Genomic DNA, 14,370 nt, shown 5'->3' with positions numbered 1-14,370 from the left:
AATATCATATTAACAAAAGTGCTACCGATAGACGGTTAGCCCTTTAAATGATTAGTTATGATAATAACCGTTCAGTTGCTAGGCTGGGGCGGTTATTTTCTTTTGCCTAAAAGATAAGCAAAGGTTGCTACGGCAACAATCATCATCGTGTATTGAAACAGATCTGAATAGTTCACCATTATGTATGCCCTCCTTTCGATTGGATTATTACCTCCTTTCGTTAGGATAAGGTTAACCGCCTACCGTTAATATGTTAGTACTGCCAAAAGAATTTATACGGAACTGTTCCTGTCATCCTGGCATTTAATGCCAAATCTGAATTCATCATAATAAAAGCAATAGCTGTTATAACATAAACCGATAAAATTACAATCCTCTTGATATAAACATTATTCATCATAGCTAATACTCGCCCTACCAAAACATATTCAAATGGCATAAAGTATTGTGTAAAACGAGAAAAGACTGGAAGATTAAATGCTATAATTCTTGCTACAACCACCACTAATACTGAATACATAAGGAAATCGTTTGTATAATTTCCACAAAAATCTTTTTTTGTTAACACGATTTTCCCACCCTCCTGGTCTAATTGTTATAACAATCCTCCAGTTGATTAATAAAAGCCCTGCAAATATAAAGGTTAATAAATAAGGCACAAAAGAATATATCCCTGACATAGTGTATTTGGACTCTTTCAGCACTTGAGATGAAAAGTAAGCATACTGTTTGGCCAGAAGTTTTGAACCAACAATAAAGTCTCCAATCTGATCCATCAGCCAATAAAAAATAGCGTTAGAAAAAAATAATACAATCCCTCCAAGCGTTGAAAATAAAAAAACTGTTTTGTTAAAACTGATATGCTTAATTATCAAAATCACTATTCCAATAAATGCAGAATAATGCATGCTTAACGCTAACACTAACAATAGTACAAACAAAAAATATCTTATTAAAAAAGAAATTTTACTAAATAACACTTCTGAGGCAATCAGTACAAGGCATACTGCAAGTATCTGCCGCAAGATGACCATACTTTGAAATCAATGATTTAAAGTAACAAATAAATATATTGCAATAGGCAAGTTATCACAATTTTCATAAAAAAAATAAACAAATACCCCAATCACAAACAACGAATGAATTATTATCATAACTTGAGGATTATCAGAGATTAGCCCACATATTTTGAAAAAAGTAAGAAATCCGGGTTCATATCTTGTACGCACACTATAAATATACTTCCAGGGTAAATCATGATATTGTATAAAATTTCGATAGTATTGATAGTGTAAATCATTTCCAACGGTGTATTTTCGAAGTGACAATAATCCTCCTAATAATAAAAATGAAAAAATTGCATAGTTTTTTTCCCTACCTGTGACATGTTAGGTTTAAAAACAAAATTAAAGACTATAATTAATCCCAAAGTTAATATATATACTTGCATGGTTCCACCTAATTCTATATTATGCATTTAACCAACTGATAAAATCATAATTATCTATATTTTTTTTATAGAAAATTTGTTTTTGTAATAAGCCATCACTGGAACATATGGATCTTTCTCAAAGCCTTTTATATATTGTGCCGAACCACATCCATCTATTGGTAAATGTGTAAGTAGAATCTTCTTATAAGGGAGTTTATCAAATTCATAAGCATCTTGTATCGTAAACTCATTTCTATCATTCATAATTAAACAAACGTTGTCATAGTTGATTCTTGTTTTTCTCACATTCCATTTGTTTTGTGCTTCCATAACCGTCTTATAATGAACCAAATGCAACCTAACTCCCCCTTTCCCTAATTCAGCTACAGGATAGGGCAGGGGAGTTTCTATTTCAATCATTGGCTGCTCCACCCAAAACTTGATGTCTTTGCAAAATCGAACAAAATCTTTTGCGTTCATAAACATATTAATTGTAGGGGAAACCGTCCTCGAGATACTACCTTGAACGGAATAGAACCGCATAGAGCGGAAATTCTTATAAGAAGATTATTCGTTTTCACTCCATAGAGAGGTATTATGCGGGATGAAAACGTTGGATAAGATGTGTCTGTCCCTCGATTTTATGGTGCTCTATTACTTTTCACCATTTTGGGTCTACTATGTCCATACGAAATCATTCAATGTATAAGACAGGTAGTTTTCCAAAAATACATCTCGGAATCACTCATCACTACTATTATAAGCCTTATTATTTCTGATGTCATTATAAAAATGCTTGATTTTTCAAGTGTTCTTGCCTATTCTGCATAATGCCATTCTATTCATCATGGCCGCAAGTCAATGACTATAAATCGTAGCCATTTATCATTTTAGTAGTTTGAATGGAATTAAGGTAATCTTGAATAGCCTTCTGAAATGCTTTTTTCTTCTTATTGGTCATGTATGTACTCGATTTTAATGCATCATCCCTGCCGTAAAGTATCTCAAGTATCCAATCATGAACAGTGTAGTAGTACTCTTGTATATTTTCTTTAACCAATTCTATTCCTATGTCCTTGGCAATTTTTATCCTAATCATGTAGTGAACTATTTCAAAAAATATTACTATCTTAGCACCGTCTTTTATTCGATTAGGCTTTTTGTTATTCAAAAAATGTGAATTCCAGTTTCGAGTATCACTCAGCATACTCAAGAAATCATATTGTTTAATGTGCATTAACTTTAGGATCCCACAATTATATTGTCTGTGATAGTTAAAAAAGCCATCTTTAGACACCAAATATACCTTGCAAAGATAATCACCTGGATTATTATTTGGTTTGTATCTATTTACTACTTCCGCCTTCGCGGCAGTTAATACTTTATCACTCACATCACATATCCCATCAATTATATGTAATAGCAGCGTTATTCTATGATCTGTCACAACAGTTTCATATCCTGCAGAGTCTAAGTACTGCAGAGACGATATGGGTTCATGTTGTTTTTTTCGGTAATTATCGATAATTGTTTGATTGATTGTTTGACTGCAAATATTTGCTATTCTCAAATCATCTCGGAATAGAGTTTTTCGCGTATAATATTTCTTTGCAAGCTGCGCTGTATCAAGATTGCATCCGTTAAACGTGACGTTTTCTATTGTTGGGAAAGCCCCCAGACAGATATACATTATTGAGAAAATATCAAAGAACAAATGCTTTGTATTGTTTTCATTCTTTCTTGTGTGAATCCTCACAATCAATTTATCGCCTTTTGATCCGACAAATACAGTACTATTATCAATCTTTGAGCTAAACTCCTGAACTGGATTATTCACAAATACCTTATGTCTAGTTGTTACAATCATCTCATTCATAAAGCATTCTCCAAAGAACCATAACGCTATTAAGCCTTATTACTCTTTCATCCGTCTTTCTTAATCTTTTCTATTGGGAAATTAATTATTTTTGCATCAAAAGCAGATAAGTCTAGCTTATCTCCAAGTATCCTATCCCATTCATCCGGATAAAAGTTAGTAAATCCGCCATCCGGATAAAGAGACATACCATCAAAAATGTAGTTATCTCTAATCCAGTAACCATTTACTACGACAAATGGTATACCTCTAGCTAATGCCTCAGAGTATTCAATAATATCATCTAAGCAGTCAGGCTCCGATGCACCTTTTTCAAAAGCTGTATCACCAATAGTAAATGGGAGCTTATTCCAATCTCTATCAAAATAACCGCAAGCTCTTATATTACTATCATTATCCGCTGTCCTTATATAAATAGATATAATCTCTGCTTTGCCGTTAAAACATGTAACTCTATACTCTACCGCTCCCTTTACCCATATCTCCGGAATATATTCTTCAGCCATGATTCTTCTATCGACATACTGGTACGCCCAATCTCTACTGTTCCCATTCCAATAAAGGTTCTTAGAAAAATCCTTTTTCATTTGCCTTTTCATCGCTTTAAAATCAGTACTATACTTGTCAAAACAAAAATTTCCCACCGGATTATGAGTAATCTTTAAAACAAAATTTGATGGGCATTTAAAATATTCAACATCGTCAACAGTTCTCCACACCCCAAAATCTTCAATGACATGCCCGCTGCGTATTCTCTTATCAACCCACTTTTTAACTTCATATCTATCAAGCAACGTATAATAAAGCCTGTTTCTATCATGAAGTTTAAGCCATTGAATCTTTTCAGATAAAGTATGCGGTTCATCAAGATTAAGCACTTTACCCATCTTAATTTCATAGAGCCTTTTTATTATTTCTTCATCGTTTACATGCTTGTACAGCCCCATAGACTCAAATAAGAGAAATCTGTTGTCCTTGTCAGTTATTCTATTGATAATATTTTTTCCATTATCCATTTGAACACCTGTTATATTAGCTATAACTTCATATATCTCATCTTAAAGAAAAAGCGTGAATCTTCACTATGACCCACGCTTTAATTATATCAATATGCTCCGTCTTGTCCAAATACTGCAGGAAAAGTTCTTATAATAAATTCAATATCTTTTTTAATGCTCATATCTTGTATATATTGCAAATCGAGCTCAACCCATCTGTCCCACTTGATTTTTGCTCTTCCACAAACCTGTCAATAGCAGGTAAGCCCCAGCCTAACAATCAACCTTTGCTTTTCATACGCATTACATGCTTCCATCTGGGAATAAATGATAGGTCTCGGACCCACAACACTCATATCCCCTTTGATAATGTTAAACAACTGGGGCAACTCATCAATGGAATATCTTCTGATAAATCTTCCAACCCGCGTAATCCTGGGATCATTTTTTATCTTGAATGCATGCCCAATCTGCTCATTCTGAGCTTGCATATTCTCGAACTGAGCCTCTGCGTTTCTATACATGCTCCTAAATTTGTAAATCTTAAAGCTCTTCATATCCTTACCAGCTCTATGCTGAGTAAAGAAAATCGGCCCTCCATCTTCAATAAAAATAGCAAAAGCCGTTATCAAAAATACTGGAAGCAAAACAACCAGCGCTGCCAAAGCAGCAACAACATCAAAGGCTCTCTTGAGCCATTTGTATATATTGGGTTTGTGATCATAAATTTCCCAATAATTAAGCTCTATGATCTTTTTGCCTTTAGAAGACACAACTTTTTCAGCCGAAACTGCATTCGTTCTTGCTATATCATAACCCCCTCATAGGCTGTGATAAACAGGGCAATCCCTATTTGCATATACACCCATTACTTATATCGGCATAATAATGAAATAATTTAATCTAAAAATCGTAAATGCATAAGTCTTTATTACATTTTTCAGTGCATTATGTTTCACCACTGCCATGCTTTTATTATAGTCTATTCCTTGTGGTTTGTCACAATTTTATCAATAAAATATTCGTCCTATCATTCATCCCTAAGGTCACCTGTATTATTTAGGCGTTAGTTATTCTTTATCACTCATTCATAGTACTTCGAATAAGGCTCATTAGCTTTTTTCGTCCCAACCCCAATATGACAATCAGCAGCATACTGATTCCTAATCTAGCAGCCATATTGCCATACGAATACATATACCCAAATCCAAGTGCCATAAACATAGCAGAGATAATTATAAGTTTTCTCCAATCATATACTGGTTTTTCTTGTATATACTGTTTACTGATTTTATTCATAAGCAAATAATGAATAATTGCGTAGATCATAAAGCATAACAGCGTTGTATAGGCCGCTGCAAAATATCCCCAAATTCTTATAAAAATTAGATTCAATATAATATTTAAGACTGCTCCAATTATACTGGCAAACATTATTCTTATTGTCTTGTTATAATAAAATGCAAACTCCGAGAACAAATCATAGCTAAACATAAAGAAGCTGCTTATTGCTATCGGAGGAACAATCCAAACTGCTTCATAGTAATCCGGCGGTGCTATAATTGAAACTATTTCCGGAGCTAGAGCTATAAGCAAAAGATTTACCATTGCCATCCCACATAAAGAAAGATATCCAACATTTTCAATGTCATTCACCCTTTTTGCTTTTATCTTTTTGTAGATCCAAGGGTTCAGCATGCTGACTATAGCTTTGCTTATCATCGTAAGCATCATAGCAATCGAATATGACAAATTATAAATTCCGGCCTCACTATCTCCAACCATCCTTCCAATCATTATCCTGTCAGCCGAATTTAGAACAGTCTGCGATAAGTAGTGCGGTATTAGTGGTATACTGAACGTTACCGCATATATCCAATAAGACTTATCGAAAAACACTCCTCCTTTGCTCATTACTGAAATAAATGACCACGAAAAGAAGATTAAATCAGTTACTGCAATCCCCAAAATCCATCCGGTAACTTTATCGCTAGAATATACTATCCCAAAATAACAAATAAGCGGCTTAACAAGTGCAACAATTAATGACAGGACAAGTATTCTTTTACACCTATATTCCACCCTTTCGCTCGCTGACCAGAAATCAAATGTAGCACTTGACCAAATGATTCCAAAGGCCATAATCATTTGAAATGTAGAAAATCCAAAAAACAGATTTATATATTTCCTAAAAACAACATATATGAAAAGCCAGATAGTACACAAAAAAAAGGACAAGCCTTGTATTGAAGACTCAAACTTCTTCCTATCATCTTCAAATTTGACTAATCCTTGCATATATATTCCTGCGCTTAAGCACAATGTAATAAAAATTCTCCATATACTTAGCCAGGAATTAAAAATGCTGTAATGTCCATATTGATCAGACTGCATTAGTCTTGTAAAAAGCATCAAAGATAACGCGGTTGATACTTTCTGAATGGCCAACCCCGCAAAAAATAAAAAAGATGCTTTAACCTGAATAGGTGCTTTCTTGATTTTATCTAAATATAATGCCATTTTATAATCCTTTAAGCTTAAGTATTGCCCTGGATAAATAGTTTGCAAATTTAAACATTATACTTTTATCCTTATGCCACACCCTTAGCAATATAAATACCGGGCTAAATATAACTTCCGACTCAAAAGAGTCCATTATTACTGAAGGAGATGAAAACTCAGACTTGCAGTTTAATATCAATTTCTTATCTGACTCGGAAATACTGCCATATTCTTTTATTCTTCTATATATTTCATTTGAAAAAAAAGGACTAATTTGGTCGCTTCCCCACCCAGAATTAAAAAAGTGTATAATCTTTGCAGTATGCAAATATTTAACGCTAGTTCTTATCATACAGTTATAAACATCGTCAAGCCTATCAACACTATTATCCATAGCCGCCCTGAAAAAAGCATACTGATCTCTAGGCACTCCTTTATCTAGTCCTACTTTCCAAAATTTGTGCCAATCTCGATAAAATTTTCTTGCCTTATCTGTATCATTTGAAAATATAATTCCACTGTTATAATAATTGGCTCCCGATTTTTTTACTTCATCCGCTGAGAGCTCGTATAGCTTGCAAACGTTGCTAAGTACTTTGTTTCTATAAGGTGCGCTATCCATCGAGCAATGATAATCACAGACTGCTGATATATCAGATCTTATATTATCAACCTCGGATAGTTTTTCACAGACAATTGTATCTGTATCCACCTGAATCATAGGTCCAGATACATACTCTCTTGCACTTGTTTTCAGCCACCGTGATTGCTCCTTTAATCCAAACTCAGCTGGAACATCAACCACTTTGATATCGTTTATAATATCCTGTATGATATTGCTATACTTTTGTTCTATATATCTATTAGTCGTTTCATCACATAGCAATATTATCTTAGCATCAGGATTATAATACTTTGCTGACCAAGCAGATGCCAACAGCTGTTCAGTATAATAATCCTCATCCCTGCTTATTATTGTATATACGATGTTCGTCCGCACCCAATGACACCTCACTAATATTTATGCTTTCTCTTCCATGCGTTACAGTAGGCTGTTGGAGAAATCATGAAAAACATTCCTTTTATAAAATCCGATGCACTCAAAGAGTATCTCATTATATCTCTTCTTCTCACGACCGTATATTTTGGCCTTTTTATCTCGTTGTGAGCACAAGAGTAAATATAGGTTCTACAGGCAGCACCTTTTATCGATTTTTCTAATTTCTTATCATCCTCTTTATCTGCAAGCACGAACCATGACTTCAAAATATTTATAAGATCTTTTTGCCGTTTCTCTGCCTTGTTCACATCATTCATTATTGAACCAGTTCTGGCAACAGCATGGTATTTTGCATCCGGACAATAAACTATATTTTTTGCCGCCAAAAATACTTTTAAAGCTATCTCTAAATCTTCATGGTATACATCTGCAAATTTAAAACAGTTCTTTTTCCAGAACTCCGTTCTATATACATTTCCGCAGGCCTCGGCATTAAATGAAGCTGTTTTTAGAGTTTCAATAAGAAAGTCTCTGCATCTATTTTCACGATATGGCTTTATACTTTTTATTCTCTTCTCATCAATTATTCCATTCCGCTCAAAAAGCATTTCAATAGCTACTATATCCACTTTGCCCTTTTGAATAGCCTCAGATATGACTTCACAGAAATTGGATTCAATATAATCATCTGAATCTAAAAAAATCAGATATTCGCCATTAGCACGTTCAATTCCCTTATTACGCGCAGAAGATAGTCCACCATTTTCTTTATGAATAACTATTATCTTTGAATCTTCTTTGCCAAGCTCATCACATAATTCCCCAGAACTATCAGTGCTCCCATCATCAATTAATATCGCTTCATAATCTTGATAAGATTGATTCTGAATGCTCTGAATACACCGCTTCAATTCATTTTCAACATTATACACTGGAACAATTATGCTAAATTTCATAATTCATCAGGTCTCCTACTGCATGTTTTCTCCCCAGAAAGCATAATTCTGAACCGAGTCAACCCCAAGCGTCCACTGCTGATAGAAATACACTCCAAAGACAAGCATTGTCACACAAAAAACCAAGACTTTATCCAATTTCCTCGGATATTTACTAATCAGCATAGGAACACACACCATCAGATTAATGTTCGAATACCATAACAATCTCCCGACCATCGGAATCATGTTAGAATTTATAGCCAGCAAAAATGAAATCAATATCAGCCATGAATTAAAGCTCATTTTACTGTCATTATCATATCCTAGAACAATCAAGCAGAACAAAAGCACTGTTCCTGATACAACAATATCAGATATCCAATAGCCTCCCTTATATGCACGGATATCATATATCATCTTATAGTATTTAGTCCCTTTCAGAAGATATGGCAGAACATTATTAACCATAATCGACGTTCCAAACTTGCCCAGCAGAATAATAATTCCTGCCATTTTGGGAGTTAGTCTTATTTTATAAAGGAAATATACCGGTAAAAGAAAAATGGCTGTATTGTGAAACGTAAATGCTAACGCTATAACCAAACAGTAATTTATAAACTTTCTTTCATAGATGTAGTGAAAACCTTGCAGAATAATTGCTTCTGCTAACAGCTGCCGTACACCGTTATACTGACGAAAATAGAAAAAAGTAAGAAAAAAAACAACCATGCTTATACAAGGCGATACTGAGTTTTTGCAAATATATTTAAAATACAAAAACCAAATAATACTACTAACCACAATCAAAACTACATGGTACGAAGATGCAAACCATGTAATCGCCTTATTCAAGACATAATAACCAAACTCCGAACCAAATGCTGATATCGGATAATCTCTTATTGAATATTTGTAATATCTATAATATGTTCCTATAGTATCAGATCCAACTCTTATACCTCGAAAAGCCATAAGATACCACAAGGGAACAAATGCCAAAATTGCACAAATAAGACTTCTTCTAATGCAAAAGTTTTCGCCCTCAAAATAAACTGGTCTATCAAACATATCCAGTTTCTTCTGTACTTCAATTATAAATAGGAACAATACGGTCAGTCCTAGTCCACCCAAATATAGCAATAAGGAACTACTCGAACTCATTTTCCGCCTTTCTCTTTTAAAACTTTGTAATATAACTTACAAAGGTTATCTGCATTTATTTCTTTAGCATACTTACTTTGGGCATCTGCAATCCCTTTTTGAGCACATAATAATGCCTTATCGGGGTTAGCTATTACTTCTTTAATCTTCTCAGCCAAATCCCTGTTGTCTTTATATCTATAAATATACCCATTAACCCCATTCTCTATGAGCTCCTGATTTGCACCCGTATCAGAAGCTATTACACAAAGGCCACCCATCATGTATTCTACTGTGACTCTTCCAAAGCCTTCTGCCTTTGAGCACATAAAACCAATGTCATATTTAGAATAAAGGCTTTCCACTGCGCTTACATAACCTTTAAACCTCACAATATCACCCATTTTATGAATAGCGACGTAAAGCTTTAATCTTATCAAATACTCTATTGCAACATTGCCGTATATATCTAATTGAAACCTATGTCTGATATCATTTTTTATAAGATTCAAAGATTTTATAAGATCATACTGCCCCTTAAATGGAGAAACAAACCCAGTAATCACACCTTTTACAAGCCTGTCATCCCATTTCTGAATTGTTCCAGATACGCATTTGACCCCATTATAAACAACAACAATCTTTTTCGGATCAATTCCTTTCTCAATCCATCTATCCGCTACCGCATGAGAAATGGCAACAAAACAGTCCGCATGGTTATTCATAAAATTGATATAATCACTTCTCAATGTGAAGCATTCTTCGCCAAACTCCCTCAAATGCCATATATGAGGGATTCCATGTTTTTTGGCTAATATAGCCCCTATGTCATTTCTATTTGAGTTGGAATGAATCAAATCAACCGTATTAAAATCTATCAAATTTTCAGCTCTTTTTATAGCCCTTCTATTTGCCAACTCATACCTAGCCTTTAATGCTGGTCTCAAAACAAATCTTATTATCTTTCTAGGAAGCGTCGACCCATTATTCATATAATAGGCTTTATGCCCAATACTATAATTTTCCACTCCATTTTTATCAGCAAATTCATTGTTTTTGCCGTGTTTTGATGACAACACAATTGGGACTATATCATCATGTTTCTGCAGAATATCATCAAGCAAGCTTATAAATGACAGAAAAGCTCCACCAATCTCATAAGTATCAGCAACATAAAGAATTTTCATTTTTTAACCCACTCTGTAATTTTCTTTTCTGTCAATCCCCACTCTATGCCACTTGAATAGTGAATATTATCACAATATCTGCAAGCAGGCGCATATGATGCCATCTTTTTCATAATCTTTTTAGGATCATCGCACTCATAAATATCTATGCAATCGTCATCAGTAACTTTTATATCTGTCCCAAAAAAATTGTTGAATGTAAAAAAATTCGGAATAGTCTCACAAGTATACATTTTCCCGTGCTTTAGAGTAATGCACTTGTTTCCCTTACCGCATAGCTGATAGCTTATTTTGGGGTTCTGCCTTCCCTCAAGATCTATAGGGGTCATATACATTGTTTTTAGGACATCTCCAGATTCAAATGCATATTCAAACCCCACGCCCATCTTTTCTGCATACGCTTTGGCTGCGTCATAATCAAAACTGATAGGATACTTAGTTACAAAAAGTAATATGCGATCCTTCTTTAGTGACTCCCAAAAAGCATTCTCCTGTTTAAGCAGGAGCGTTCCATTCGTAATTATACGCACCAGAGCTTTAGGAAATATCTCTCTTGCAATGCTGCAATATACCGTTATATCTTTATTGAGCAGTGGTTCTCCACCCATCATTGTTATCCATTCAACGTCATCACCAAACAACTCCCTTAACCGTTCCAGATCCTTTCTATAATCATTCAGGTCAAGATAATTTGGTTTTGCCAAACATGAAAAATTATCACATCCCCTGCAATTAAGATTGCAGTGGTCAGCAACATGTATTTCAACCCTAAGCTTTTTTTTTGGCTTTTTAGGGTTAAAAATGATTCGCATCACCTGCCATATACGATCTGGTATGTATACTTTTATCTTGTTCTTAAATCTCCCCATGCCATTTTGCTCCCTTCACTGGCAATCTAGTGGCTTAATCTTCAAAAGACACTCATGTTTGCGGAAAATCTATGATGATACTATCTATTTTCTCTGCAGATGGCTTGAACTTAAACCCTTCAGAATAACCTGTAATCAAAGCACCGAGTTTTTCTTTTTTGTGTTCTTTCTCCTTTAACAAAACCATTGTAAATGTATACACAAACTTTAAAGCCAAATATAAATGCCCTTTTAGCCCTAACTTTCTGTAACAATGAACATCATTCCTATAAAGATGTTTATATCTATACAATCTATCTGGAGTATCTTTAACAAGATTAGCTTTTCTATTGATTTTCATAGCATGCGTGACTTTACTTGCAGGAACCACATATATAGGATACTTTTTTCCAACCCTACTGCAAAACTCATAATCTTCGGTGTAAATAAAATATTCCGAAAGTGGTAATCCCACCTCTTTAACAACCTTTGCTTTTATAAACATGGAAGCCAAGGATACCATGCATACTCGTACAAAGCGTTTGTTATAATCATCATCTTTCATAAACTTGAACAGCGTCTTCTTCTGCCTGTTTGATTCGCAAATACTTCCATCTGTCCAATATGCCGCGCTGGAAAGAATCCCCCAATATCCATTAAGTTCCTCATCAGCCTTAAGCAGTTCATATAATGTATCTTCATTCGGAATTACATCATCGTCCATAACCCATATGTATTTGTAATTTGCTAGAACTGCTTCCTTTATTCCCCTTGATGTTCCAGCGGCACATCCCAGATTTTCCCCAAGATTGAAATATCTAATATTATCCAAATCATATTTTTCTCTAAACAAATCCTCGGTGCCATCAGTACTGCCATTATCAATGACGATGATGTCACACTTAGCATCTCTTTGAGCCAATATCCCATTAATACAGTTCTCAACAAGCGCTTTTCTATTGTAAGTTACTACCACTGCACATACTTCATTGTTGCCCATATATCCCCCATCATCAAAAGACAAAGGCTATAATAAAACGCCATTTATTTCATAATCAAAGCCCGTTAATTTCTACGTTCACATATTATAATTATAGTCTATATATAGTTATTTGTCATAGAAAAAGACATATGATGTGGTATTATCTCCATGATAGACATGTTAAATATTACTTGAATTATTCGAGAGGATTCCTATGTCTAAATATTCTGCAGAAACAAAAATAGCCGCGTGCAAAGACTATCTCTCTGGCCAGTTCACACATAAAGAAGTGTGCCAAAAATATGGCATTACATTTAATGAAACTGTCGTCAAATCGATGCTGAACGAGTGGGTTCCACGTTATCTCCAATCCGGAGAAGCTGCTTTCCTTAAGCCGAAGGGGAATAAAGATTATTCCGCAGAATACAAGATGAAAGCTGTAAAGGAATACCTTGACGGCAAAGGCTCTCTTATAGAAATAGCCGCCAAGTATAACATCCCCTCGAAAGCAACACTCAGCAATTGGGTCAAAGACTATACTGAAAACAAAGAATTAAAAGACTATCATCCTCATGGCACACTTTATACTGATGAATCCAAAAGATTTGTTTCTGCCATGGAACGCAAAGAAATTACCCAGTACTGTTTTAATCACGGTCTAGATTACAAGGGAACTGCTGCCCATTTCAACATTTCATACGCCCAGGTATATGGTTGGTGCAAGCGATCAAAACTTATGAAATCTCATAAAAACTAGTTGTCATCACCTTCGAAGGTCATATTTATGTAGTTAAACCTGATCAGCATATTTTGGCCATTTATGTTATCTAAATCAACAGAAGCACGTGTTCTTTTAGTCTTATCCTTATGAACTGCAACCTCTACTTCCTTTTTGTCGAGCTCTATTATCTCTATACAATTGTCCTCAGCCACTAGTTTTAGCCAAATATACTTATCTGCCTCATGCTCCCTTGAAAATGTTGTACGTGGATTAGGCATGCATGTGGCCTTTATTTCAATGGTGCACCCTCCATTCTTATCTTTTGCATCGTATGCTTTACCTTTATATTCACTTAGACCTAACAGTTTTCTGCATATCCGCTCAGTAAATTTAACCGGAAGATTTATATTTCTTTTTTTCCCAAACATCTCTTTATGAAGACCATCCAGCCTTACAAGTGTCTGCAAATATTCTATTTCTTTTTTGTCAAGTACGTTATTTTTATTCATTTTGTCACCCCCATTTTTACCATATTAATATGTTCTGAAATTCATCGCCAATTACAAAAACAGCCCAGCTCCTTTCAGAGCTAGGCTATCTATCAATCCATCCTTATCAAATTATAATCTTGCCTTCCAGACTCAGCACACAATCAATGCCATTTAGCTAACTGTTCCGTTTCTGTTTGATTATAACAATTGACATTATTATACCATTTTAGAGCCTTTGGTTAAGCGTTTTCTGCA

Annotated in this window: 14 protein-coding genes and 1 pseudogene; 1 reads left to right on the top strand and 14 read right to left on the bottom strand. The window is 34.6% G+C overall.

All coding sequences use genetic code 11. The features are described from left to right. Positions 1-253: 253 nt before the first annotated feature. From BM146_RS14995 to BM146_RS14935, 13 genes and pseudogenes are all read right to left on the bottom strand, one after another. The gene (locus BM146_RS14995) at positions 254-568 is read right to left on the bottom strand and encodes a hypothetical protein (protein ID WP_074890774.1); all 315 of its coding nucleotides are present in this window, start codon (positions 566-568) and stop codon (positions 254-256) included. A 475-nt stretch (positions 569-1,043) separates the two neighbouring features. Beyond that, positions 1,044-1,358, bottom strand: a complete 315-nt coding sequence (locus BM146_RS20525) for an EpsG family protein (RefSeq protein ID WP_083413583.1) — start codon at positions 1,356-1,358, stop codon at positions 1,044-1,046. Positions 1,359-1,504: 146 nt separating this feature from the next. Next, a complete protein-coding gene (locus BM146_RS14985) occupies positions 1,505-1,975 on the bottom strand; it encodes a DUF1919 domain-containing protein (RefSeq protein WP_083413582.1) in 471 nt (156 codons plus the stop codon). A 322-nt stretch (positions 1,976-2,297) separates the two neighbouring features. Continuing rightward, positions 2,298-3,308, bottom strand: coding sequence for a hypothetical protein (locus BM146_RS14980; RefSeq protein ID WP_074890768.1), 1,011 nt, complete (start codon positions 3,306-3,308; stop codon positions 2,298-2,300). 47 nt (positions 3,309-3,355) lie between these two features. Continuing rightward, positions 3,356-4,324, bottom strand: a complete 969-nt coding sequence (locus BM146_RS14975; protein WP_074890766.1) for an ATP-grasp fold amidoligase family protein — start codon at positions 4,322-4,324, stop codon at positions 3,356-3,358. An 89-nt stretch (positions 4,325-4,413) separates the two neighbouring features. Beyond that, positions 4,414-5,079, bottom strand: a pseudogene (locus BM146_RS14970) (sugar transferase). Between the two features lie 307 nt (positions 5,080-5,386). Continuing rightward, entirely contained in the window at positions 5,387-6,826 is a 1,440-nt protein-coding gene (locus BM146_RS14965) for a lipopolysaccharide biosynthesis protein (RefSeq protein ID WP_074890765.1), read from the bottom strand. Between the two features lies 1 nt (position 6,827). After that, complete coding sequence (locus BM146_RS14960; RefSeq protein ID WP_143087505.1) at positions 6,828-7,613, bottom strand: hypothetical protein; 786 nt, start codon at positions 7,611-7,613, stop codon at positions 6,828-6,830. Between the two features lie 209 nt (positions 7,614-7,822). Next, a complete protein-coding gene (locus tag BM146_RS14955; protein ID WP_074890761.1) occupies positions 7,823-8,764 on the bottom strand; it encodes a glycosyltransferase family 2 protein in 942 nt (313 codons plus the stop codon). A 15-nt stretch (positions 8,765-8,779) separates the two neighbouring features. Further along, positions 8,780-9,814, bottom strand: coding sequence for an EpsG family protein (locus BM146_RS14950; protein WP_177201689.1), 1,035 nt, complete (start codon positions 9,812-9,814; stop codon positions 8,780-8,782). 89 nt (positions 9,815-9,903) lie between these two features. Then, the gene (locus BM146_RS14945) at positions 9,904-11,073 is read right to left on the bottom strand and encodes a glycosyltransferase family 4 protein (protein WP_074890757.1); all 1,170 of its coding nucleotides are present in this window, start codon (positions 11,071-11,073) and stop codon (positions 9,904-9,906) included. Further along, the gene (locus BM146_RS14940) at positions 11,070-11,942 is read right to left on the bottom strand and encodes a radical SAM protein (RefSeq protein ID WP_074890755.1); all 873 of its coding nucleotides are present in this window, start codon (positions 11,940-11,942) and stop codon (positions 11,070-11,072) included. Before BM146_RS14940 ends, BM146_RS14945 begins: the two co-directional genes overlap by 4 nt. 52 nt (positions 11,943-11,994) lie before the next feature. After that, entirely contained in the window at positions 11,995-12,921 is a 927-nt protein-coding gene (locus BM146_RS14935) for a glycosyltransferase family 2 protein (RefSeq protein ID WP_074890753.1), read from the bottom strand. A gap of 196 nt (positions 12,922-13,117) precedes the next feature. Here BM146_RS14935 and BM146_RS14930 point away from each other — a divergent pair, with 196 nt between their 5' ends. After that, positions 13,118-13,660, top strand: coding sequence for a helix-turn-helix domain-containing protein (locus BM146_RS14930; RefSeq protein ID WP_074890751.1), 543 nt, complete (start codon positions 13,118-13,120; stop codon positions 13,658-13,660). Here the strand turns inward: BM146_RS14930 and BM146_RS14925 are convergent. Next, positions 13,657-14,133 carry a Bsp6I family type II restriction endonuclease gene (locus BM146_RS14925; protein ID WP_074890749.1) on the bottom strand — a complete coding sequence of 159 codons (477 nt, stop codon included), beginning with the start codon at positions 14,131-14,133 and terminating at the stop codon, positions 13,657-13,659. The two genes, BM146_RS14930 and BM146_RS14925, sit on opposite strands and share 4 nt — an antisense overlap. Between the last annotated feature and the right edge of the window lie 237 nt (positions 14,134-14,370).

Origin of the sequence: Butyrivibrio proteoclasticus, from assembly GCF_900115735.1 — a bacterium.
GTDB classification, from domain to species: Bacteria; Bacillota; Clostridia; order Lachnospirales; family Lachnospiraceae; genus Butyrivibrio; species Butyrivibrio proteoclasticus_B.
Note: the sequence above shows the minus strand (reverse complement) of the source record. Positions and strands in the feature narration are given on the sequence as shown.

Excerpts from the sequence above, each read along its gene's own strand:
- BM146_RS14985 (WP_083413582.1), bottom strand. The coding sequence starts at position 1,975 with ATGCGGTTCTATTCCGTTCAAGGTAGTATCTCGAGGACGGTTTCCCCT.
- BM146_RS14980 (WP_074890768.1), bottom strand. The coding sequence starts at position 3,308 with ATGAATGAGATGATTGTAACAACTAGACATAAGGTATTTGTGAATAAT.
- BM146_RS14975 (WP_074890766.1), bottom strand. The coding sequence starts at position 4,324 with ATGGATAATGGAAAAAATATTATCAATAGAATAACTGACAAGGACAAC.
- BM146_RS14965 (WP_074890765.1), bottom strand. The coding sequence starts at position 6,826 with ATGGCATTATATTTAGATAAAATCAAGAAAGCACCTATTCAGGTTAAA.
- BM146_RS14955 (WP_074890761.1), bottom strand. The coding sequence starts at position 8,764 with ATGAAATTTAGCATAATTGTTCCAGTGTATAATGTTGAAAATGAATTG.
- BM146_RS14950 (WP_177201689.1), bottom strand. The coding sequence starts at position 9,814 with ATGTTTGATAGACCAGTTTATTTTGAGGGCGAAAACTTTTGCATTAGA.
- BM146_RS14945 (WP_074890757.1), bottom strand. The coding sequence starts at position 11,073 with ATGAAAATTCTTTATGTTGCTGATACTTATGAGATTGGTGGAGCTTTT.
- BM146_RS14940 (WP_074890755.1), bottom strand. The coding sequence starts at position 11,942 with ATGGGGAGATTTAAGAACAAGATAAAAGTATACATACCAGATCGTATA.
- BM146_RS14935 (WP_074890753.1), bottom strand. The coding sequence starts at position 12,921 with ATGGGCAACAATGAAGTATGTGCAGTGGTAGTAACTTACAATAGAAAA.
- BM146_RS14930 (WP_074890751.1), top strand. The coding sequence starts at position 13,118 with ATGTCTAAATATTCTGCAGAAACAAAAATAGCCGCGTGCAAAGACTAT.
- BM146_RS14925 (WP_074890749.1), bottom strand. The coding sequence starts at position 14,133 with ATGAATAAAAATAACGTACTTGACAAAAAAGAAATAGAATATTTGCAG.